17 protein-coding genes are annotated in these 23,206 nt (G+C 68.7%); 16 read left to right on the forward strand and 1 reads right to left on the reverse strand.

Going from position 1 to position 23,206, the window contains the following annotated elements; all coding sequences use genetic code 11:
- Positions 1-50 precede the first annotated feature (50 nt).
- Positions 51-1,571 (forward strand): type VII secretion protein EccB, encoded by a 1,521-nt coding sequence (gene eccB, locus AC5Y7V_RS12525; protein WP_499880358.1) that lies wholly within the window; start codon positions 51-53, stop codon positions 1,569-1,571.
- Positions 1,568-5,743 (forward strand): type VII secretion protein EccCa, encoded by a 4,176-nt coding sequence (gene eccCa, locus AC5Y7V_RS12530; protein ID WP_499880359.1) that lies wholly within the window; start codon positions 1,568-1,570, stop codon positions 5,741-5,743. The genes eccB and eccCa overlap by 4 nt, the downstream gene beginning before the upstream one ends.
- Before the next feature lie 38 nt (positions 5,744-5,781).
- On the opposite strand, the gene AC5Y7V_RS12535 is transcribed toward eccCa, so the two are convergent.
- Positions 5,782-6,957: a cytochrome P450 gene (locus tag AC5Y7V_RS12535; RefSeq protein WP_499880360.1), complete on the reverse strand. Its 1,176-nt coding sequence runs from the start codon at positions 6,955-6,957 to the stop codon at positions 5,782-5,784.
- 223 nt (positions 6,958-7,180) lie between these two features.
- Here AC5Y7V_RS12535 and fdxE point away from each other — a divergent pair, with 223 nt between their 5' ends.
- From fdxE to eccA, 14 genes are all read left to right on the forward strand, one after another.
- Positions 7,181-7,375: a ferredoxin FdxE gene (gene fdxE, locus AC5Y7V_RS12540; protein ID WP_499880361.1), complete on the forward strand. Its 195-nt coding sequence runs from the start codon at positions 7,181-7,183 to the stop codon at positions 7,373-7,375.
- 420 nt (positions 7,376-7,795) lie between these two features.
- Positions 7,796-9,064 carry a PPE family protein gene (locus tag AC5Y7V_RS12545; RefSeq protein WP_499880362.1) on the forward strand — a complete coding sequence of 423 codons (1,269 nt, stop codon included), beginning with the start codon at positions 7,796-7,798 and terminating at the stop codon, positions 9,062-9,064.
- 173 nt (positions 9,065-9,237) lie between these two features.
- Positions 9,238-9,537, forward strand: coding sequence for a PE family protein (locus AC5Y7V_RS12550; RefSeq protein WP_066912455.1), 300 nt, complete (start codon positions 9,238-9,240; stop codon positions 9,535-9,537).
- 12 nt (positions 9,538-9,549) lie between these two features.
- Positions 9,550-10,758 (forward strand): PPE family protein, encoded by a 1,209-nt coding sequence (locus AC5Y7V_RS12555; protein ID WP_499880363.1) that lies wholly within the window; start codon positions 9,550-9,552, stop codon positions 10,756-10,758.
- A 498-nt stretch (positions 10,759-11,256) separates the two neighbouring features.
- Complete coding sequence (locus AC5Y7V_RS12560) at positions 11,257-12,495, forward strand: PPE family protein (RefSeq protein ID WP_499880364.1); 1,239 nt, start codon at positions 11,257-11,259, stop codon at positions 12,493-12,495.
- A 57-nt stretch (positions 12,496-12,552) separates the two neighbouring features.
- Positions 12,553-13,776 (forward strand): PPE family protein, encoded by a 1,224-nt coding sequence (locus tag AC5Y7V_RS12565; RefSeq protein ID WP_499880634.1) that lies wholly within the window; start codon positions 12,553-12,555, stop codon positions 13,774-13,776.
- Between the two features lie 356 nt (positions 13,777-14,132).
- The gene (locus AC5Y7V_RS12570; RefSeq protein WP_066912455.1) at positions 14,133-14,432 is read left to right on the forward strand and encodes a PE family protein; all 300 of its coding nucleotides are present in this window, start codon (positions 14,133-14,135) and stop codon (positions 14,430-14,432) included.
- A gap of 233 nt (positions 14,433-14,665) precedes the next feature.
- A complete protein-coding gene (locus AC5Y7V_RS12575; protein WP_066914021.1) occupies positions 14,666-14,962 on the forward strand; it encodes a WXG100 family type VII secretion target in 297 nt (98 codons plus the stop codon).
- A 50-nt stretch (positions 14,963-15,012) separates the two neighbouring features.
- Complete coding sequence (locus AC5Y7V_RS12580) at positions 15,013-15,297, forward strand: WXG100 family type VII secretion target (protein WP_499880365.1); 285 nt, start codon at positions 15,013-15,015, stop codon at positions 15,295-15,297.
- Positions 15,298-15,388: 91 nt separating this feature from the next.
- Positions 15,389-16,291 (forward strand): ESX secretion-associated protein EspG, encoded by a 903-nt coding sequence (locus AC5Y7V_RS12585; protein WP_067012971.1) that lies wholly within the window; start codon positions 15,389-15,391, stop codon positions 16,289-16,291.
- Positions 16,292-16,524: 233 nt separating this feature from the next.
- Positions 16,525-18,042: a type VII secretion integral membrane protein EccD gene (gene eccD, locus AC5Y7V_RS12590; RefSeq protein ID WP_499880366.1), complete on the forward strand. Its 1,518-nt coding sequence runs from the start codon at positions 16,525-16,527 to the stop codon at positions 18,040-18,042.
- Positions 18,020-19,876 carry a type VII secretion-associated serine protease mycosin gene (locus AC5Y7V_RS12595; protein WP_499880367.1) on the forward strand — a complete coding sequence of 619 codons (1,857 nt, stop codon included), beginning with the start codon at positions 18,020-18,022 and terminating at the stop codon, positions 19,874-19,876. The genes eccD and AC5Y7V_RS12595 overlap by 23 nt, the downstream gene beginning before the upstream one ends.
- A gap of 19 nt (positions 19,877-19,895) precedes the next feature.
- Entirely contained in the window at positions 19,896-21,098 is a 1,203-nt protein-coding gene (eccE, locus tag AC5Y7V_RS12600; protein ID WP_499880368.1) for a type VII secretion protein EccE, read from the forward strand.
- Complete coding sequence (gene eccA / locus AC5Y7V_RS12605; protein ID WP_499880369.1) at positions 21,095-22,924, forward strand: type VII secretion AAA-ATPase EccA; 1,830 nt, start codon at positions 21,095-21,097, stop codon at positions 22,922-22,924. The genes eccE and eccA overlap by 4 nt, the downstream gene beginning before the upstream one ends.
- Positions 22,925-23,206 lie beyond the last annotated feature (282 nt).

A 23,206-nucleotide genomic window follows, 5' to 3' on the forward strand; every position in this document is an offset into this window, starting at 1 on the left:
TTTTCAAGGACAATATCCAGGCGTTCTAGCAGACCGGATGGTGAATTAACGTGGCGGAAGAGAGTCGCGGGCAGCGGGGGTCGGGGTACGGCCTCGGGTTGTCGACCCGCACCCAGGTAACCGGCTACCAGTTCCTGGCTCGCCGAACCGCGATGGCGCTGACCCGCTGGCGGGTCCGCATGGAGATCGAGCCGGGGCGGCGCCAGACGCTGGCCCTGGTCGCCTCGGTCTCCGCCGGGCTGGTGATCTGCCTGGGCGCCTTGCTGTGGTCGTTCATCAGCCCGTCCGGCCAGATCAACGAGTCGCCGATCATCGCCGACCGCGACTCCGGCGCCCTCTACGTCCGCGTCGGTGACAAGTTGTACCCGGCGCTGAACCTGGCGTCGGCGCGGCTGATCACCGGGCGGCCGGACAACCCGCACCTGGTTCGGGGAAGCCAGATCGCGAACCTGCCGCGCGGGCCCCTGGTCGGCATCCCGGGTGCGCCGTCGAATTTCGCCCCCAAGACGCCGACGGCGTCGTCGTGGCTGGTGTGCGACACGGTGGCCGGCTCGACCGGGGTCGGGGCGCCGTCCGGCGTGACCGTGACGGTCATCGACGGGACCCCTGACCTCAGCGGCCACCGGCAGGTCCTGAACGGCTCGGACGCCGTGGTGCTCCGCTACGGCGACGACGCGTGGGTGGTCCGGCAGGGCCGCCGGTCGAAGATCGACGCGATGAACCGCTCGGTGTTGCTGCCGCTGGGCCTGACGCCCGAGCAGGTCAGCATGGCCAAGCCGATGAGCCGCGCCCTGTATGACGCGCTGCCGGTGGGGCCCGAGCTGACGGTGCCCGAGATTCCCAACGCGGGCACCCCGGCGACGTTCGCGGGGGCGCCCGGCCCGGTGGGCACGGTGATCGTCACCCCGCAAATCAGTGGGCCGCAACAGTATTCGTTGGTGTTGGCCGATGGTGTGCAGACGCTGCCGCCGTTGGTGGCGCAGATCCTGCAGAACGCCGGCGGCCCCGGCAACAACAAGCCGGTGACGGTGGAACCGTCGGCGCTGGCGAAGATGCCGGTGGTCAACAAGCTGGACCTGTCGTCGTACCCCGACAACCCGCTGAACGTGATGGACATCCGGGAGAACCCGGCGACCTGCTGGTGGTGGCAGAAGACGTCCGGTGAGAACCGGGCCCGCATCCAGGTCATCTCCGGGTCGACCATTCCCGTCGCGTCCAAGGAGATGAGCAAGGTCGTGTCGTTGGTCAAGGCCGACACCACCGGCCGGGAGGCCGACCAGGTGTACTTCGGGCCCGACCACGCCAACTTCGTGGCCGTCACCGGCAACGACCCCGGCGCTAAGACCACCGAATCGCTGTGGTGGCTGACCGACGCCGGCGCGCGGTTCGGGGTGGACGACACCCGCGAAGCCCGCGAGGCGCTCGGCCTCAAGACCGCGCCGAGCCTGGCGCCGTGGGTGGCGCTGCGGCTGCTGCCCCAGGGCCCGACCCTCTCCCGGGCCGACGCCTTGGTGGAGCACGACACCTTGCCCATGGACATGTCCCCTGCAGAGTTGGTGGTACCCCGATGAAACGTGGATTCGCGCGCCCGACACCGGAGAAGCCCCCGGTCATCAAGCCGGAGAACATCGTCCTTCCGACCCCGCTGAGCATTCCGCCGCCAGAGGGCAAGCCATGGTGGATCGTGGTGGTCGGCGTCGTGGTGATCGGCCTGCTGGGCGGCATGGTCGCCATGACCTTCGCGAGCGGCTCGCACGTGTTCGGCGGCGTCGGCGCGATCTTCCCGATCTTCATGATCGGCGGCATGGCGATGATGATGTTCGGCGGCCGGTTCGGCGGCCAGCAGCAGATGAGCCGGCCCAAGCTGGACGCGATGCGCGCCCAGTTCATGCTGATGCTCGACATGCTGCGCGAGACCGCCCACGAGTCGGCCGACAGCATGGACGCCAACTACCGCTGGTTCCACCCGGCGCCCGACACGCTGCCCGCCGCGGTGGGCTCGTCGCGGATGTGGGAGCGCAAGCCGGACGGCAAGGACCTCAACTTCGGTGTCGTCCGGGTCGGCGTGGGCATGACGCGTCCCGAGGTGACCTGGGGTGAGCCCCAGAACATGCCGACCGACATCGAGCTGGAGCCGGTGACCGGTAAGGCGCTGCAGGAATTCGGCCGCTACCAGAGCGTCGTCTACAACCTGCCGAAGATGATCTCCCTGCTGGTCGAACCCTGGTACTCGCTGATCGGGGAACGCGAGCAGGTGCTGGGCCTGATGCGGGCGATCGTGTGCCAGCTGGCGTTCTCGCACGGCCCCGACCACGTCCAGATGGTCGTGGTGAGTTCCGACCTGGAGCAATGGGATTGGGTGAAGTGGCTGCCGCACTTCGGTGACTCGCGGCGCCATGACGCGGCGGGCAACGCGCGGATGGTCTACAGCTCGGTGCGGGAGTTCGCCGCGGAGCAGGCCGAATTGTTCGCCGGCCGTGGCTCTTTCACGCCCCGGCACGCCAGCTCGTCGGCGCAGACCCCGACGCCGCACACGGTGATCATCGCCGACGTCACGGACCCGCAGTGGGAGTTCGTGATCAGCGCCGAGGGCATCGACGGCGTGACGTTCTTCGACCTGACCGGCTCGTCGATGTGGGCCTCCGTCCCGGAGCGCACGTTGGCGTTCGACGAACGCGGCGTGATCGAGGCGCTGCCGCGCGACCGCGACACCTGGATGGTCATCGACGAGAAGCCGTGGTTCTTCGCCCTCACCGATCACCTCAGCATCGAGGAGTCGGAGGAGTTCGCCCAGAAGCTGGCGCGCTGGCGGCTGGCCGAGGCGTACGAGGAGATCGGCCAGCGGGTGGCCCACATCGGCGCCCGGGACGTCCTGGCGTACTACGGCATTGACGATCCGTCCGACATCGACTTCGACGCGCTGTGGGGCAGCCGCACCGACGCGATGGGCCGGTCGCGCCTGCGCGCGCCCTTCGGCAATCGTTCCGACAACGGCGAATTGCTGTTCCTGGACATGAAGTCGCTGGACGAAGGCGGCGACGGCCCGCACGGGGTCATGTCCGGCACGACCGGTTCGGGTAAGTCGACGCTGGTGCGGACCGTGATCGAGTCGCTGATGCTCGGGCACCCGCCGGAGGAGCTGCAGTTCGTGCTGGCCGACCTCAAGGGTGGGTCGGCCGTAAAGCCGTTCTCCGGGGTGCCGCACGTGTCGCGCATCATCACCGACCTGGAAGAGGACCAGGCCCTGATGGAGCGCTTCCTGGATGCGCTGTGGGGCGAGATCGCGCGCCGCAAGACGATCTGCGACAGCGCCGGGGTCGACGACGCCAAGGAATACAACAGCGTGCGCTCCCGGATGCGGGCCCGCGGCCAGGACATGCCGCCGCTGCCGATGCTGGTGGTTGTCATCGACGAGTTCTACGAGTGGTTCCGCATCATGCCGACGGCGGTCGACGTTCTGGACTCGATCGGACGGCAGGGCCGCGCCTACTGGATCCACCTGATGATGGCCTCGCAGACGATCGAGAGCCGCGCGGAAAAGCTCATGGAGAACATGGGTTACCGGTTGGTGCTGAAGGCGCGTACCGCCGGCGCGGCGCAGGCGGCCGGCGTACCCAATGCGGTGAACCTGCCGGCCCAGGCCGGTCTGGGTTATTTCCGCCGGAGCCTGGAGGACATCGTCCGGTTCCAGGCCGAGTTCCTCTGGCGGGACTACATCGCCCCGGGACTCACCATCGACGGCGAGGTGGCCCCGGCGTTGGTGCACAGCATCGATTACGTCCGCCCGCAACTGTTCACCAACTCGTTCACCCCGCTCGAGGTGAGCGTCGGGGGACCGACCATCGAGTCGGTCCACGCGAACGGCGCGAACGGTGAGCTGCCGGCCGAGGTGGCCGAAGCCGAGGGCGAGGACGACGACGGGGGCGTCAGGACGCCCAAGGTCGGCACGGTGATCATCGATCAGCTGCGCAGGATCGACTTCGAGCCCTACCGGTTGTGGCAGCCGCCGCTCAACTCACCCGTCGCCATCGACGACCTCGTCAACCGGTTCATCGGCCGCCAGTGGCAGCAGGATTACGGCACGGAGCAGAACCTGGTGTTCCCGATCGGGATCATCGACCGGCCGTTCAAGCACGACCAGCCGCCGTGGACGGTCGACACCTCCGGGCCCGGCGCCAACGTGCTGATCCTGGGGGCCGGCGGTTCGGGTAAGACGACGGCGCTGCAGACGCTGATCTGCTCGGCGGCGCTGACCCACACGCCCGAGCAGGTCCAGTTCTACTGCCTGGCCTACAGCGGCACCGCGCTGACCACGGTGGCCCGCCTGCCCCACGTGGGTGAGGTGGCCGGCCCGACCGACCCGTACGGCGTGCGCCGCACGGTGGCCGAGCTGCTGGCGCTGGTTCGCGAGCGCAAGCGCAGCTTCCTCGAATACGGGATCGCCTCGATGGAGGTGTTCCGGCGCCGCAAGTTCGGCGGCGAGGCCGGGCCGGTGCCCAACGACGGGTTCGGCGACGTCTACCTGGTGATCGACAACTACCGGGCGCTGGCCGAGGAAAACGAGGTGCTGATCGAGCAGGTGAACCTGATCATCAACCAGGGACCCTCGTTCGGTGTGCACGTGGTCGTCACCGCGGACCGCGAATCGGAGCTGCGGCCGCCGGTGCGTAGCGGTTTCGGTTCCCGCGTCGAGTTGCGCCTGGCCGCGGTCGAGGACGCGAAGCTGGTGCGTTCCCGGTTCGCCAAGGAAGTTCCGGTCAAGCCGGGACGCGGCATGGTCGCCGTCAACTACGTCCGACTCGACGCCGACCCGCAGGCCGGTCTGCACACGCTGGTGGCGCGGCCCGCGCTGGCCACCACGCCGGACAACGTGTTCGCATCCGACAGCATCGTCGAGGCGGTCGGCCGCCTCGCGAGCGGACAGGCCCCACCGATCCGCCGCCTGCCCGCGCGCTTCGGCGTCGAGCAGGTCCGCGAGCTGGCCGCCCGCGACACCCGCCAGGGTGTCGGGGCCGGCGGAATCGTCTGGGCGATATCGGAATTGGACCTGGCGCCGGTCTATCTGAACTTCGCCGAGAACGCGCACCTGATGGTGACGGGCAGACGCGAATGTGGCCGCACCACGACGCTGGCGACGATCATGTCGGAGATCGGGCGGCTCTACGCGCCCGGCGCCAGCGCCGCGCCGCCGCCACCGCCCGGGCGGCCCTCCGCCCAGGTGTGGCTGGTCGACCCGCGCCGCCAGCTGCTGACGGTGCTGGGCTCGGAGTACGTGGAGAAGTTCGCGTACAACCTGGACGGCGTGCAGGCGATGATGAACGACATGTCCGCCCTGCTGGCCAGCCGCGAACCACCACCGGGCCTGTCGGCGGAAGAGCTGTTGTCGCACTCCTGGTGGAGCGGCCCGGAGATCTTCCTCATCGTCGACGACATCCAGCAGATGCCGGCCGGCTTCGACTCGCCGCTGCACAAGGCCGCCGCCTGGGTGACCCGGGCCGCCGATGTGGGCCTGCACGTGATCGTCACCCGCACGTTCGGCGGCTGGTCGTCGGCCGGCAGCGACCCGATGCTGCGGGCCTTGCACCAGGCGAACGCGCCGCTGCTGGTGATGGACGCCGACCCCGACGAGGGCTTCATCCGCGGCAAGATGAAGGGCGGCCCGCTGCCCCGCGGCCGAGGCCTGCTGATGGCCGAGGACACCGGTGTGTTCGTCCAGGTGGCCGCCACCGAGTTCCGCAAGTAGACCGCTACTAGGACTGGCTGCTGAGCTGGGGCTGCGATTCAGCCCCAGCTCAGCGGTAATGTCTTGAGCGCGAAGGTCTTTGACGGGAACTTGATCTCCGGTTGGTAATCCTCGGGCAGTTCGAAGTCGGGGATCTGTTTGAGCCATTCCGCGACGATGATGGTCAGCTCGATGCGCGCCAGGTGCGAGCCCAGGCAGCGGTGCGGTCCACCGCCGAATCCCCAGTGCCGGTGCACCTTGCCGTCCAGGAACAACTCGTCGGTGGACATCGCGTCGCTGCCATCACGGTTCACCGCGGCCATGCACAGCCGGACCGGCGTGCCCGCGGGCAGCATCATGCCCCCCACGTTCACGATCTCCGTCGTGACCCGGGGCGCCACCGGCGCCGACGGCTCCAGCCGCACGATCTCCTCGATGAAAACCCTGATCTGGCGGGGATTGTCGCGCAGCGCGGCGCGCAGCTCCGGCCTGCGCGCCAGTTGGTACAGCGAGAACCCGATGGACGCGGTCACCGTGTCCAGGCCGGCGAGGATCAGCAGGTGGCTCATGCCCAGCAGCTCGAGGTCGCTGAAGTTGCCGTCGCCGGTCATTATCCGGGACAACATGTCCGAACCCGGGTTCTCCCTGCGCTTTTGGATGGCGTCGGTGAGATAGGCCAGCAGCAGGCGCGCCTTTTCGTGGTCCTCCTGCGTCATGTAGGGCCGTTCGCCGATGACGGAGTCCTTCCAGTCGATGATGCGGTCCCGATCCTCGACCGGCAGGCCGTAGAGATCGAGGAAGACCTGATAGGGATACAGCCGCGCGAAATCCGCCATCGCGTCGCACTTTCCCTGTTCGGCCAGCGCGGCGATCATCTCGGCAGCGTGACGCTGCAGCACCGGCCGCGATGCGGCCAGCCCCTGCGGGCTGAAGTACGGCTGCAGGATCTTGCGGTAGCGGGTGTGCTCAGGCGGGTCGAACGCCAGGGGCACCACCGGCAGCGGGCTGCCCGGCGGCTGCAGCGCCAGCCGCGACGAGAAGACCTTGGGATTGCGCAGCGCGGCGAGCACGTCTTCGCGCCGCGTCAGGTAGTAGTGGCCGTTCATGAACACCACCGGCCCGGCGTCGCGCAGGGTCTTCCATCCGACCCCGCGGTCGGCGGACATCGGTAGCTTGGTGTATTCCAGCCGCGGCAGGTGGAAGGTGCCCGGCTGGCCGTCGCCGAGAGTGCTCATGGATCTCCGCTTGTCCGTTGGATTTTGGTGGTGTGCCGCCTCGGGCCCCGCCGCGTGTCGATGGCACCCCAATATCGCACGTGGGGTAGGGGCGCACCAATCGTGTCGGCCCCGATCGGCGACCGTCTCCTAGACTTTATCGACCGGCTAATCTACGTATCGATCGTCAGGTCGGATCCGGGTTTTCGCGAAGACCGCCGAAGGAAACGAAGAAGGAAACCTTGTGAAGGTTCGTCTCGAAACGTCCAAATGCGTGGGCCATGCCCAGTGCTACGCCGTCGACCCAAACCTGTTTCCCATCGACGAATCGGGTTATTCGGTCCTCGAGGAGCACGAGGTGAGGCCCGAGGACGAAGAGGTGACCCGCGACGGCGTGGCCTCGTGCCCCGAGATGGCGCTGATCCTCGAAGAGGACTAGCGGCACAGCAATCCCCACCGCTAGACAAACGAAACATGAACATTCGGTTGTCTCTGGTGAACCGCGGCTGGCCGGGAGTGAACATTGGTTGGCAGGGAATGAACAATTGGCATCGTCGGTCGGCGCGCCTGGTGCGACCAGCTAATGTCGTTCGCGAGCGGCAGTTCAGGCACCAAAGAGCTGTCGCTCGGTTGCTGACAGCGGGTTAGTCGAGGCGGATTGTGCATGTCGTTCCTGACCGGAAATCCAGGCAATCCTGGTGGCGGAGCACCTATCCGGGCAGAGGGAACGCGCGTCGCAGTGCGCGGACTATCCCGTCGAACGGGTTTGCTGGTCGACAGAGTCGTGACCGCGCCCACCATGGGTTGTACCTGACCGCGATGATCGCCGCCGCGATCATGGCCAACTGAGGAGGACACGGTGTTCGACTTCGGAGCGTTACCGCCCGAAATCAATTCCGGTCGGATGTATGCGGGCCCGGGGGCCGAGTCGATAATGGTCGCCGCGACGGCGTGGGACGAGCTGGCGGCGGAGCTGAGCACGGCTGCTTCTGGTTACGACTCGGTGATCAACGATTTGATCAGCGCGCCCTGGGTCGGGCCGTCGTCGACGGCGATGGTCAGCGCGGTGGTGCCCTACGTGAGCTGGCTCAGCTCGGCCGCCGGACTGGCCGAGGACAGCGCCAGCCAGGCCCGCGCCGCGGCGGGTGCCTTCGAGGCGGCGTTCGCGATGACGGTGCCGCCGCCGGTGATCGTGGCCAACCGGGTGCTGCTGGCGACGCTGGTCGCGACCAACTTCTTCGGGCAGAACACGCCGGCGATCATGGCCACCGAGGCCCAGTACATGGAGATGTGGGCCCAGGACGCGGCCGCCATGTACGGCTACGCCGCGTCGTCGGCGGCCGCCACCGTGCTGACCCCCTACCAGGACCCGCCGAACACCAGCACCCCCAGCGCGGCGGCCAACCAGGGCGCCGCCGTCGCCCAGGCCACCGCCCAGCCGGCGGCGCAGACCGTGCTGGATCAGATCGCGGCGATCCCTCAGGTGTTGCAGGGGCTCGCGCTGCAACAGCTGTCGGGTTACACCTTCACGAACTGGCCGTTCTCGATGTTGCAGCAGCAACTGCAGTCCTTCCTCAAATATGGGCTCCCCACCGCGACCAACGACTGGTTCGGGATCCGGGCGAACGGTCTGGCGTTCCCCGCTTCCGGGATCAGCCCGCTGGGCAACGAGATCCGGCAGTTCGCGCAGGCGTACTTCGGGGTGGGCCTCGCAAACTTCGGTTGGTCGATCGGCCAGCAGCTCACCTTCGGCCCCGGTGGTGCGACGGCCGGCGCGGGCGGTGCCTGGTTCCCGACGCCCCAGTTCGCCGGCCTGCACCTGGGCGGGATCGGCGGCCTGGGTGGCGTCCACCCCGCCGGCGCCGTCTCGGCGAGCGCCGGCGAGGCCGGCAGGATCGGGGCGCTGTCGGTCCCGGCGAACTGGACCAACCCGGCGGCGCAAGCAACCCTGGTCAGCGCCGTGTCCGAAGAGACGCCCGTCAACGCAGGGGGCAGCGCGGTGCCGGGCAACGCCCTGCTGCGCGGCATCCCGACCGGCGCCGTCGGACGGCGCAGCGCCGGCTACGGCTACACCACCAAATACGGCTTCCGCTACAGCGTGCTGACCCGCCCGCCGTCGGCCGGATGATCGAGAGACGGCGAATGAACAACAGTTGTCCACCAATGAACAGTTGGCGCTAAGGAGGCGCGACCCGACGGGATCCAAATTAGTCTCACTAGCAAGCCCTGTCTGAAGTGAACTTCAGCAGCGAAGAGCATTCCTTGAAGGTCATCGAGCCTGAAAATTGAGGAGGAAAACAGATGTCGTTTGTGACTACGCAGCCCGAGGCGTTGGCGGCGGCGGCAGGCAGTTTGCAGGGTATCGGCTCGGCGTTGAGCGCTCAGAACGCTGCGGCGGCGGCCCCGACGACCGGAGTGGTGCCCGCCGCGGCCGATGAGGTGTCGGCGCTGACCGCGGCCCAGTTCGCCGCGCACGCCCAGATGTACCAGGCCGTCAGCGCTCAGGCCGCGGCCATCCACGAGCAGTTCGTCAGCACCCTGGGCATCAGCTCCGGGTCGTACGCGGCGACCGAGGCGGCCAACGCGGCCGCGGCCGGCTAGGGGGTTCAGGACATGACAATGGATCTTGGCGCACTTCCTCCGGAGGTCAGTTCCGCGATGATCTACGCGGGACCGGGCTCGTCGTCGCTGATGGCGGCCGCCTCCGCGTGGAACGGCATCGCCGCCGAGCTGACCTCGGCCGCCATGGGCTACGACCAGATCGTCACCCAGCTGGCCGGCGAGGAATGGCTTGGGCCCGCCTCGGGCTCGATGGCCGCGGCGGCGCAGCCCTACGTGCAGTGGATGACCACGACCGCCGGCCAGGCCGAGGAAGCGGCCGCCCAGGCCCAGTCGGCCGCGGCGGCCTACGAGACGGTGCTGGGCTCGGTGGTGCCCCCGCCGGCGATCGCCATCAACCGCACCACGCTGACCCAGGCCCAGGCGACCAACATCCTGGGTCAGAACAACGGGATCATCGCGCAGCTGGAGGCGCAGTACGCCGAGTTCTGGGCGCAGAACGCCTCGGCGTTGTACAGCTACGCCAACCAGTCCGCGGCCGCGACCAAGGTGACGCCGTTCCAAAGCGCGCCCACCGTCGCCAACCCGGCCGCCGCGGCCGTCACGCAATCCGCGGCACCGGCGGCCTCGATCCAGCAGACCCTGCAGAGTTACCTCACCCAGATTCAGCAGGCGCTGGGCGCGCTCGGCTCACCGGCCACGACGAACTCGTTTGTTTCGCAGTTCTCCAACTCCAACCCGTTGATCAGCGAAGTCTGGTTCCTCTTGACCGGCCAGACGATCCTGCCGTCGAACATCGGGACCGCGTTGGGTGGCTACTCGAACTACGCGAGCTTCTTCTACAACACCGAGGGTCTGCCGTACTTCAGCGTTGGTATGGGCAACTTCGGTGTTCAGATGGCCAAGACCCTGGGAGCCATCACCGGGCCGGCGGCGGCGGCCGCCGCCGTGCCCAAGGGCCTGCCCGGGCTGGGCGGCCTGCTCGGCGGCGGCGCCGGTGCGGCGGCGCACTTGGGGAGCGCGACGTCGATCGGCAAGCTGTCGGTGCCGGTCTCGTGGACGGGTGCCACCAGCCCGGCGGCGGCCGTGGCCCACGCCGTTCCGGTCAGCAGCATCAGCGCTGCGCCGGAGGCGGCCGGGGGACCCGGAAACCTGCTCGGTGGCATGCCGCTGGCGGGCGTGGGCTCCGGTGCGGCCAACGGCGCCGGTCCGCGGTACGGGTTCCGTCCCACCGTCATGGCCCGGCCACCCCTGGGCGGGTAGCCGGCTTTCCAGCACAACTGGCGTCGTGGGCGCAGGCACAAGTTGCCTGCGCCCACGACGGCGTTTGGGGTAAAACCCGACCGGTCGACCCGCGAGCGCGCCTAGATCGCGGCTGGCCGGTGGCCCCCTTGGCGCCCATTTCGGCGGCTTTATCTGCGGCCGGATTTTTACCCGGCCAGGCCGCTTTCGTCCCCCCAATCTCCCCGCAACGGGGCCGGCTTGGCGTGCCCGCCGCAGGCGTGTTCGGCGGAATCTTGACACGTTTTCGCAGCTAGCGGGTGGTGATCTCGTGAGCCGGCCGGTCGCCGGCCGGGGCCCGGGTGGCTCCCGTGCCATCGGGCGGGCCGGCGTCGGTCCGGGGCGCCGCCAACTTCGCTCGGAACCGGTCGGGGATTGCGGGCCTTAGCCTCCTCTCAAGCGAACAGCCTCGTAAAACATTCCCGTCGTCTTGCCCGAACTCGCGGAGAAAACATGTCGTTTCGGCCCGGTGGTTCATAGGTGTTGGACTTCGGCGCGCTACCGCCAGAGATCAACTCGGCCCGGATGTATGCCGGCCCGGGTTCCGGCTCGATGATGGCCGCGGCTTCGGCCTGGGACGGCCTGGCCGCCGAGTTGAGTCTGGCCGCCACCGGCTACTCGTCGACCGTCACCGAGTTGACCGGCTCGCCGTGGCTGGGCCCGGCGTCGCGGGCCATGGTGGCCGCCGCGGCGCCCTACATCTCGTGGCTCGGCTCCGCGGCGACGCTCGCCGAGGAGGCCGCGAACCAGGCCAGGGCCGCCGCCGCCGCCTTCGAAACCGCGTTTACGTTGACGGTGCCGCCACCGGTGATAGTGGCGAACCGGGTGTTGTTGGCGACGCTGGTCGCGACCAATTTCTTCGGACAGAACTTTCCGGCCATCGCGGCCACCGAGGCGCAGTACGCCGAGATGTGGGCCCAGGACGCCACGGCGATGTACGGCTACGCGGCCGCCTCGGCGATCGCGACGCAGTTGACCCCGTTCGGCGAGCCGGCACAGGCCACCGACCAAGGCGGGTTGGCCGCCCAGGCGGCCGCGGTCAGCCAGGCCATCGCCACGCCGGCGGGCACCGGCGCCCCGGCCTCGGCCACGGCGACCCCGGCGCTCGCGCTGACCCCCGACGCGGTTTCCATCACGTCCGTATTCACCTCGATCAACCAAGCGCTGCAACAGCTTTCGGCCGGGGCGCTGGCCTCGCAGCTGAACCCGTACAACTGGTGGATCGTGCAGCAGTTCGTCGCACTCAACGTGTCCAACCGAACCGCGTTGTCGCGCACCACCGTGGGACTCGCGTACTTCTCCACCGGGCTGATGAGCTTCTTCGGCTCGATCGCGCAGCAGGTGACGTTCGGTCCCGGTGGGACGACGGCCGGGGCGCAGGGCGCCTGGTACGCGACGCCGCAGTTCGCCGGCCTGCACCTGGGCGCCGTCGGCAGCGGTGCCGTCGGCCACGGCGGGATCGCGGCGAACCTGTCGTCGGCCACCAAGATCGGCGGCTTGTCGGTGCCGCAGGGCTGGGCCGGCTCTCCCGGTGCGATCGAGGAATCGGCCGCCCAGGCGGTCGCCGTCGACTACGCCGCCGACCCGCAGGGTGCGGGCAACGGGCTGCTGCGCGGCATGCCGATGGGCACCGGCAGCCGGCGCTCGGGCTCCGCCTTTCCGCCCCGCGAATACGGATTCAGGCGCAGCGTGCTCGCACGCCCGCCATCCGCCGGATAACCAGCTGTATAGAGCGGCCACCGTGGCCGCGACTGATGAAGGAGTCAGGACATGGCAATCGATTTCGGTGCGTTACCGCCGGAGATCAACTCGGCGCGCCTGTACACCGGTGTGGGCTCGACACCGCTGGTGACCGCGGCCTCGGCCTGGAACTCCCTGGCCGCCGAGCTGAACGCGGCCGCCCTGGGCTATGAGAACGTGGTGACGCAGCTGGCCGGCGAGGAGTGGCTGGGGCCGGCCTCGGCGTCCATGGCCGCGGCGGTGCAGCCGTATGTGGACTGGATGAGCACCACCGCCGCGCAGGCGGAGCAGGCCGCCACGAAGGCGAGCGCCGCCGCGGCCGCCTACGAGGCCGCGTTCGCCGCGATCGTGCCGCCCCCGTTGATCGCGGCCAACCGTGCCGAGTGGGCGCAGGCGGTCTCGACCAACGTGCTGGGGCAGAACACCGGGATCATCGCGCAGCTGGAGGCCCAGTACGCCGAGTTCTGGGCCCAGGACGCCGCGACGATGTACGGCTACGCCGGCAACTCGGCCACGGCGTCGAACGTCACGCCGTTCACCTCGGCACCCGCGATCGCCAATCCCGCCGCTTCGACCATCCAGTCGGCAGCGACCACGTCCGCCGCGACGACGTCGGTCGGCTCGATACAGAACCAGATCAACGCCGCGATAAGCCAGATCTCCGCGCAACTGGCGAGCCTGGCGTCGCCGTTCTACACGCCACTCCAACAGGAATGGTGGTACCTGGCGTCCGCCAGCGGCCCGTTGTCCTCGGTGTGGCAGGTCCTGTTCGGGACACCGTCGTTCCCGGGGGCCAGCCTTTCGGCATTCATGTCGGCGTGGTCGCCGTATGCCGGCGTCCTGTACAACACCGAGGGTTTGCCGTACTTCAGCATCGGTATGGCCAACTCGATGACGCAGACCGCCAAGACGGTCGGGGCGATCGGCGGCGCGGCGCCGGCGGCCGCGGCGGCCGTCCCCAAGGGCCTGCCCGGGCTCGGCGGGCTGCTCGGCGGCGGCGCCCCGCCGGTGGCGGCGCATCTGGGCAGCGCCACCTCGATCGGCAAGCTGTCCGTGCCGGCCGCGTGGTCCGGTCCGGTCACGACGCCCAGCCACGCGACGGCCATCCCGGTGAGCAACGTCCGGGAGGCACCCGATGCGGCACCCGGAAACCTCCTCGGCGGCATGCCGCTGGCCGGGGCGGGCACGGGCGGCAGCGGGGCCGGGCCCCGGTACGGATTCCGGCCGACGGTGATGGCCCGCCCGCCCGCGGCGGGCTAGCTTGTGGATCGGCTAACGGGGGCGACGCGGGCCGGCGGCGGGCCCTCCTCGTCGGCCCGTGAGCGGCATTTGCTCCGGCGCGATTTCGCCGCATCGGTGCTAAGCTCCATACGTGCTGGCCAACGGGCCTTCAACGGCGACCCCGAGGGGTTCACCTTCACGGTTTGCTGTGACGGTCCTGTGAACGCCAGCGGTAGGGGCCAGGCGCTGTTACTGTGTCGTTACTAAAAGTGAATTCGCCGTGCCATCCAGTGAACAATTGCGAACAGGTGGTCGCGGAGTCGGCTTGAAACGGAAGTTGTCATCTACTCTCTTGCACAGAGCAGTGCGGGGGACAATCTTTAGGAGGGAAAAGCATGTCGTTCGTGACCACACAGCCGGAGGCTCTGGCTGCTGCGGCCGGGAGCCTGCAGGGGATCGGCTCGGCGCTGAGCGCCCAGAACGCGGCCGCGGCCGCGCCCACGACCGGGGTAGTACCGGCGGCTGCCGACGAGGTGTCGGCGCTGACCGCGGCGCAGTTCGCCGCCCACGCGCAGATGTACCAGGCCGTCAGCGCCCAGGCCGCCGCGATTCACGAGCAGTTCGTCAGCACGCTGGGGATCAGCTCTGGCTCGTACGCCGCGACCGAAGCCGCCAACGCAGCGGCCGCCGGCTGATCAGGTTCAGCGGTTCGTCGATGTCGGGTCTGACTGCTGGGTCGAGGCCCGGGGATCCGAGCATTCAATCGCCGTGGTTGGGGTTGCACGTCCGCACGCCGGACGTGCCCCGGCCGACGGTATGGGGGGAAAGTCTTTCTGCATGTGGCTCCGCGGTGCGCTGACGCGTAACCGTTGAGCCAGCGTCACTCACAACTGAAAACAAGTCACTCAGAATTAAGGAGAAAGCCAACATGGCAACACGTTTTATGACTGACCCGCATGAGATGCGGGCGATGGCGGGCCGGTTTGAGGTCCACGCGCAGACCGTTGAGGATGAGGCCCGCAAGATGTGGGCGTCGTCGATGAACATCGCCGGTGCCGGCTGGAGTGGCCAGGCGCAGGCGACGTCCTACGACACCATGGGTCAGATGAATCAGGCGTTCCGCAACATCGTGAACATGCTGCACGGTGTGCGTGACGGGTTGATCCGCGACGCGAACAACTACGAGCAGCAAGAGCAGGCCTCGCAGCAAATCCTCGGCAGCTAGCGCGAAAAGCGCAGGTTGCGTACCCTTTGAGACGTTAGGAGAACACCGATATGACAATCAATTACCAGTTTGGCGATGTGGATGCCCATGGTGCGACGATTCGCGCCCAGGCCGCGTCGTTGGAAGCCGAGCACCAGGCCATCGTTCGCGATGTGCTGGCCGCTGGTGACTTCTGGGGTGGCGCCGGTTCGGTGGCCTGCCAGGAGTTCATCACCCAGTTGGGTCGCAACTTCCAGGTGATCTACGAGCAGGCCAACTCGCATGGCCAGAAGGTGCAGACGGCCGGCAGCAACATGTCCAGCACGGACAGCGCCGTCGGCTCCAGCTGGGCCTAGCTCGCAACTTCAGGCGCGGCAGCACACCACATAATAGGTGTGCTGCCGCGTCCTGCGGTTTCCGTAACTTCGACCACTTCTGAGGCTATCGATGGACCAACAGAGCACCCGTACCGACATCACCGTCAACGTCGACGGCTTCTGGATGCTTCAGGCGCTGCTCGACATTCGCCACGTCGCGCCTGAATTGCGATGCCGCCCGTTCGTCTCGACCGACTCGAGCGACTGGCTCAACGAACACCCCGGCATGGCGGTGATGCGTGAGCAGGGCATCGTGGTCGGCGACGAGGTGCACGAACAGGTCGCGGCTCGAATGCGGGTCCTCGCCGCGCCTGATCTCGAGGTGGTGGCCCTGCTGTCGCGGGGCAAGCTGCTCTACGGAGTCGTCGACGACGAGAACCAGCCCCCCGGCTCGCGCGACATCCCCGACAACGAGTTCCGGGTGGTGCTCGCCCGCCGCGGCCAGCACTGGGTCTCGGCGGTCCGGGTGGGCAGCGACATCACGGTCGACGACGTCGCCGTCGCGGACAGCGCCTCGATCGCGTCATTGGTGATCGACGGTCTGGAGTCGATTCACCACGCGGAGCCCGCGGCGATCAACGCGGTCAACGTGCCGCTGGAGGAAATGCTGGAGGCGACCAAGTCCTGGCAGGAATCCGGCTTCAACGTCTTCTCCGGCGGGGATCTGCGGCGGATGGGCATCAGCGCCGCGACGGTTGCCGCCCTGGGTCAGGCGCTGTCGGACCCCGCGGCCGAGGTTGCGGTGTACGCGCGCCAGTACCGGGATGACGCCAAGGGCCCGAGCGCCTCGGTCCTGTCGCTGAAGGACGGCTCGGGCGGCCGCATCGCGCTGTACCAGCAAGCGCGCACCGCGGGTTCGGGGGAGGCGTGGCTGGCGATCTGCCCCGCGACGCCCCAACTGGTGCAGGTGGGCATCAAGACCGTGCTGGACACGCTGCCCTACGGCGAGTGGAAAACACACAGCAGGGTCTGACATACGTGTGAAACATAAACTTCACCAACGCTTTTGCAGACAACATGCGGTCAGGATGCGAAGACGGCATACTTCTCTAGAATCATCAGCAAATCTTCAAAGCAGTGTCACCACAACCCTTAACGCAAGGCGAGGCAGATGAAATCCGAATTGGTTGAGCTGTACCTCTCCGGGGGCCGCGGCGCCTCGGCGACACGGGGTTACACATTCACAATGACAGGGGGTGCTGGGCGATGACATCGGCCGGAGTAGCTGACGCCTTACAGGCAGAAATCGAGGGCATCGCCCAGCCTCGGGCGGTCGTCGTCGGTGTCATGGCCGGCGAGGGTGTCCAGATCGGCGTCCTGCTGGACGCCAACGCCCCGGTCTCGGTGATGACCGACCCGCTGTTGAAGGTCGTCAACAGCCGGCTGCGCGAGCTCGGCGAGACCCCGCTGGAGGCCACCGGCCGCGGCAGGTGGGCGCTGTGCCTCGTCGACGGCACGCCGCTGCGCGCCACGCAGTCGCTGACCGAGCAGGACATCTACGACGGCGACCGGCTGTGGATCCGGTTCCTGCCGGACACCGAGCACCGCTCGCAAGTCATCGAGCACATCTCCACCGCGGTCTCGGCAAACCTGAGCAAGCGGTTCGCCGCGATCGACCCGGTCGTCGCGGTGCAGGTCGGCGCCTCGATGGTCGCGATCGGCGTGACCGCGGCGTCGGGTCTGCTCGGCTGGTGGCGTTGGCACCACAACTCGTGGCTGCCCACGGTCTACTCCTCGATCATCGCCGCGATCGCGTTGTCGGTGGCGATCATGCTGGCGATGCGTGCGAAGACCGACTCGGACCGGCTGGTCGCGGACATCATGCTGCTGAGCGGCCTCGCGCCGCTCACGGTGGCCGCGGCGTCGTCCCCGCCGGGCGGCGTCGGCTCACCGCAGGCGGTGCTGGGCTTCGGCGTGCTCGCGATCGGGGCGTCGCTCATCCTGCGCTTCACCGGTCGGCGGCTGGCCATCTACACGGCGATCGTGACCGTCAGCGCCGTGGCGGCGATCGCCAGCCTGGCGCGGATGGTGGCGAACACCAGCGCGGTGACCAACTTCGCCTGCGTCGTGCTGGTCTGCGTGCTGGGCTACCAGGCCGCGCCGGCGCTGTCCCGCCGCCTGGCCGGCATCCGGCTGCCCGTCTTCCCGTCGGCCACCAGCCGCTGGGTGTTCGAGGCGCGACCGGACCTGCCCACCACCGTGGTGCGTGCCGACGGCGGCGCTCCGGTCCTGGAGGGCCCCGCGTCGGTTCGCGACGTGGTGCTGCAGGCCGAGCGTGCCCGCTCGTTCCTGTCCGGCCTGCTGCTGGGGCTCGGGGTGCTGATGGTGGTGTCGCTGACCGCGCTGGCGGACCCGCACACCTTCCAGCGGTGGCTGCCGCTCATCCTGGCCGGCTTCGCCGCCGGCTTCCTGATGCTGCGCGGCCGCTCGTACGTGGACCGGTGGCAGGCGATCAGCCTGGCGGGGACGTCGGTGCTCATCGTCGCGGCGATCGTGATTCGCTACGCGCTGGGGTTGCAGTCCCCGCTGGCGGTGTCGATCAGCGTGGCGATCCTGGTCCTGCTGCCGGCGGCGGGCATGACGGCCGCGGCGGTGGTGCCCAACACGATCTACAGCCCACTGTTCCGCAAGTTCGTGGAATACATCGAGTACCTGTGCCTGATGCCGATCTTCCCGTTGGCATTGTGGCTGATGAATGTCTATGCGGCGATCCGTTATCGCTAGCAGCAAGGTGTGGCGCGGTCGCGCATCCCGCGCGACCGTCGCCGCACTTATGCTCACCTCAGGTGCATTAGCCGGTCTGCCTCCCGCGTACGCGGTGTCGCCGCCGACGGTTGATCCGGCGGCGGTGCCGCCCGACGGCCCGCCCGGGCCGCCGGCGCCGATGAAGCAGAACTCCTACTGCACCGAGGTCGGCGTGCTGCCGGGAAGCGACTTCCGGTTGCAGCCCAAGTACATGGACATGCTGAACCTGCAGGAGGCCTGGCAGTTCGGCCGCGGCGCGGGCCAGAAGGTCGCGGTCATCGACACCGGTGTGACGCCGCACCCCCGGTTTCCGCATCTCATCCCGGGCGGCGACTACATCATGTCGGGCGACGGGCTGTCGGACTGCGACGCGCACGGCACCATCGTCGCGTCGATGATCGGCGCGGCCCCGGCCAACGGCGCGGCGACGCCGCCGGCGGCGCCCCGCAAGCCGGTCACCATTCCGACCACGGAGCCGCCCCCGAAAGCTCCGCCGCCGCAGACGGTGACGCTGTCGCCGCTGCCCCAGACCGTGACGATGGTGCCCGCGCCGCCGTCGGAGTCACCTCCGCCGGGGCCGTTCGGAGCGCCCCCGCCGGCCGCACCGGCGGGTCCGCCTGCACCGGCGGGTCCGGGCGTGCCTCCCGGGGGACCCCAAGCCGGACCGGGTCAGGCACCCGCGGCAAACCACGGCGGCGGGACGGTGACCATACCCGGACATTCCAGCGGTGGGCACGTGATCGCGGTCGACAACCCCGTCAACCCGCGGCCGCTCGACCCGCCCAAGCCGCCGCCCCCGCCCCCGGCGCCCCCGGCACCGTCTTCGGCGCCCGACGCGTACAGCGGAATCGCCCCCGACGTCGACATCATCGCCATCCGGCAGTCCAGCAACGCGTTCGGCCTCAAGGACGCTTACACCGGCGACGAGGACCCGCAGACCCGGGCGAAGATCGACGATGTCGAGACCATGGCGCGGGCGATCGTGCACGCCGCCAACCTGGGCGCGACGGTGATCAACATCTCCGACGTGACCTGCATGAGCTCGCGCAACATCATCGATCAGCGCTCGCTGGGCGCCGCCGTGCGCTACGCGGCGGTCGACAAGAACGTCGTCATCGTGGCGGCGGCCGGCGACACCAGCAAGAAGGACTGCAAGCAGAACCCGGCCTTCGATCCCATGCAGCCCAAGGATCCCCGCGACTGGAGCGGCGTGGGCACCGTGGTGACGCCGTCCTGGTTCAGCGACTACGTCCTGACGGTGGGCGCGGTCGACAACGATGGCCGGCCGCTCACCCAGGGCGGTCAGGGCCAGGGTTCGACCAGCGTCGCCGGACCCTGGGTGGGCATCGCCGCGCCGGGCACCGACGTCATCGGGCTCTCGCCCCGCGACGACGGTTTGATCAACGCCATCGATGGCCCGGACAACTCGCTGCTGGTGCCGGCCGGCACCAGCTTCTCGACCGCGATCGTGTCCGGGGTGGCCGCCCTGGTCCGCGCCAAGTACCCGCAGCTATCGGCGTATCAGGTCATCAACCGGTTGGAGCGCACCGCCCGCGCGCCGGCACGCGGGGTGGACAACCAGGTCGGCTACGGTGTCATCGACCCGGTGGCGGCCCTGACCTGGGACGTACCGGAAGGCCCGGCAAAGCCGCCGCAGCAACTGTCAGCACCGCTGAACATTCCTAAAGCGGCGCCGCACCGGGATATGGTGCCAGTATGGGTGGCAGCCGGAGGGTTGACCGCAGCATTACTTATCGGCGGCGCCGTGTTCGGCATAGCAGTGTTCATGAAGCGGACACGGAAGCAGCAATGAGGTCGGAGCAGCAATAGCAATGAAGGCGCAGCGAAGTTTCGGATTGTCTTTGTCGTGGCCGCGGGTCACCGCGGTGTTTGTCGTCGACATCCTGATCCTGTTGGTGGCCAGCCACTGCCCGGCCTCCTGGCAGGGGGAGCACCACATCGCGTTCTGGGTCGGCGTCGGCCTCGCGGCGGTGGTCACGCTGCTGTCCCTGGTCACCCACCACGGCCTCACCGTGACCTCCGGCCTGGCCACCTGGCTGTGGGACTGGTCGGCCGATCCGGGCACCGCGCTGACTGCCGGCTGCACGCCGGCGATCGATCACCAGCGCCGGTTCGGGCGCGACCGGGTCGGCGTGCGTCAGTACGACGGCCACCTGGTGAGCGTGATCGCGGTGGACGGCGGCGACGACGACTCCGGGCGCCACCGGCACCGGAACACGGCGGCCATCCTGCCGGTCCACGCCGTCGCCGAGGGCCTGCGCCAGTTCGACATCCACCTCGACGGCATCGACATCGTCACGATGAAGGTGCGCCGCGGCGGCCCCGAGTCCAGGGCGGCCGAGAAGTCCAAGCTGGACGACTGGGGACCAGAGGAGTGGGGCGTCGTGAGCGACCAGCCCACCTCCTACGTGCGCCGCACCTGGCTGGTGCTGCGGATGAACCCGCAGCGCAACGTCGCCGCCGTGGCGGCGCGCGACTCGCTCGCGTCGACCCTGGTGGCGGCCACCGAGCGGCTCGCCCAGGATCTCGATGGGCAAAATTGCGTGGCCCGCCCGCTGACCGCCGACGAGCTCGCCGAGGTCGACAGCGCGGTGCTGGCCGACCTCGAACCGACCTGGAGTCGTCCCGGATGGCGGCACCTCAAGCACTTCAACGGTTTCGCCGCCAGCTTCTGGTTGACCCCGTCGGACATCACCACCGAGACGTTGGAAGACCTGTTGTCGCCCGACGTCGGTGCGGCCGTCGTCACGATCCGGCTCATCACCAGCGGCGGCCGGCCGCAGCTGTCCGCCTGGGTGCGCTACCACAGCGAGCGCCGCCTCCCCAGGAGCGTGTGGTCGGGACTCAACCGGCTCACCGGCCGCCAATTGGCGGCGGTCCGCGCCAGCCTGCCGGCGCCGGCGGCCCGCCCGCTGTTAATCGTCCCCAGCCGTCCGTTGCTCGACGACGATGATCTGGTGCTGTCGGTCGGTCAGGAGCGGGAGAGCGCAGCGAGCGTGCCCGTCGCGCAATGACGCGCTCGCAGTCCACCGCCGAAGACGCCCGTAATGCAATGGTCGCCGGGCTCTTGGCGTCCGGAATTTCGGTCAACGGGCTACAGCCCAGCCACAACCCGCAGGTGGCTGCGCAGATGTTCAACACGGCCACCACGCTCGACCCGGGGATGTGCGACGCCTGGCTGGCGCGGATGCTCGCCGGGGAGCAGAGCATCGAGGTGCTCGCCGGCGCGTGGGCCGCGGTCCGGACGTTCGGTTGGGAGACCCGCCGCCTCGGGGTCACGGACCTGCAGTTTCGGCCGGAGGTCTCGGACGGGTTGTTCCTCCGGCTGGCCGTCACCAGCGTGGAGTCGCTGGCCTGCGCGTACGCGGCCGTGCTCGCCGAGGCGAAACGCTACGGGGAAGCCGCGAAGCTGCTCGAAGGCGTCGAGCCCCGGCATCCGTTCGACGAGGAGGTCGTCGAGTACGTGCGGGGCGTGCTGTACTTCCGGACCGGGCGCTGGCCGGACGTGCTCGTCCAATTTCCCGAGGGCAAGACCTGGCGGCACCCGGAGCTGAAGGCCGCGGGCGCCGCGATGGCGACCACCGCGCTGGCCTCGCTGGGCGTGTTCGAGGAAGCCTTCCGGCGCGGCCAGGACGCCGTCGAGGGCGACCGGGTGCCCGGGGCGGCCAACATCGCGCTGTACACCCAGGGCATGTGCCTGCGGCATGTCGGCCGCGAGGAGGAGGCCGTCGAGCTGTTGCGCCGGGTGTACTCGCGCGACCCGAAGTTCGCCCCGGCCCGGGAAGCCTTGGACAACCCCAACTATCGGCTGGTGCTGACCGATCCCGAGACGATCGAGGCACGCACCGACCCGTGGGACCCGGACAGCGCGCCGACGCGCGCGCAGACGGAGGCCCTCCGCCACGCCCAGGAGGCCGCCAAATACCTGGCCGAAGGGGACGCCGAGCTCAACGCGATGCTGGGCATGGAACGGGCCAAGCGCGAAATCAAGCTCATCAAGTCGACCACCAAGGTCAACCTGGCGCGGGAGAAGATGGGGCTCCCGGTGCCGGTGACCTCGCGCCACACCCTGCTGCTGGGGCCGCCCGGGACCGGCAAGACGTCGGTCGCGCGGGCCTTCACCAAGCAGCTGTGCGGGCTCACCGTGTTGCGCAAGCCGCTGGTGGTGGAGACCAGCCGCACCAAGCTGTTGGGGCGGTACATGGCCGACGCCGAGAAGAACACCGAGGAGATGCTCGAGGGGGCGCTGGGCGGGGCCGTCTTCTTCGACGAGATGCACACGCTGCACGAGAGCGGCTATCACCAGGGCGACCCCTACGGCAACGCGATCATCAACACGCTGCTGCTGTACATGGAAAACCATCGCGACGAGCTGGTGGTGTTCGGCGCGGGTTACGCCAAGGCGATGGACAAGATGCTCGAGGTGAACCAGGGTCTGCGGCGGCGTTTTTCGACCGTGATCGAGTTCTTCAGCTACACCCCGGATGAGCTTGTCGCGCTGACAAAGCTGATGGGGCGGGAGAACGAGGACGTCATCACCGACCAGGCCGCCGAGGCGTTGCTGCCGTCGTACACCAAGTTCTACCTCGACGAGAGCTACTCCGAAGACGGGGATCTGATCCGCGGTATCGACACGCTCGGTAATGCCGGCTTCGTCCGCAACGTCGTGGAAAAGGCGCGTGACCACCGCAGTTTCCGGCTCGACGACGAGGACCTCGACTTGGTGCTGACCAGCGGCGAGTTCAGCGATGCCCAGCTGCTCCGGTTCAAGGAGTTGACGGCCGAAGACCTCGCCGAGGGGATCCGGACGGCCGTGGCCGAGAAGAAGCCGTCGTCATAGGAACGCTGGCGCGGTTCTGACGAGCCAACGGCCGCAATCGATTTCGGCGACCCCGGGCGGGTGGTGATTCTCGCGGCGATCGGGGGCCGGGCGCCGATTTCTATGAGCTTTCTATTAATTTCCAATGGGTGAGCGGTTCGCATTGCCGGGCGTTCGCACCGGTGCCACCATGATCCTCAACGCTCATCGCCGAGCGCAGTTTCCCCGCGGAAATGGGTCTTGAGAAGGGGATTTAGGTCTATCGTCGCAAGACGCCTAGAAATCAGGCGGCTTTGCCCTACG

The sequence above is a fragment of the Mycobacterium sp. NGS34 genome (assembly GCF_059812845.1).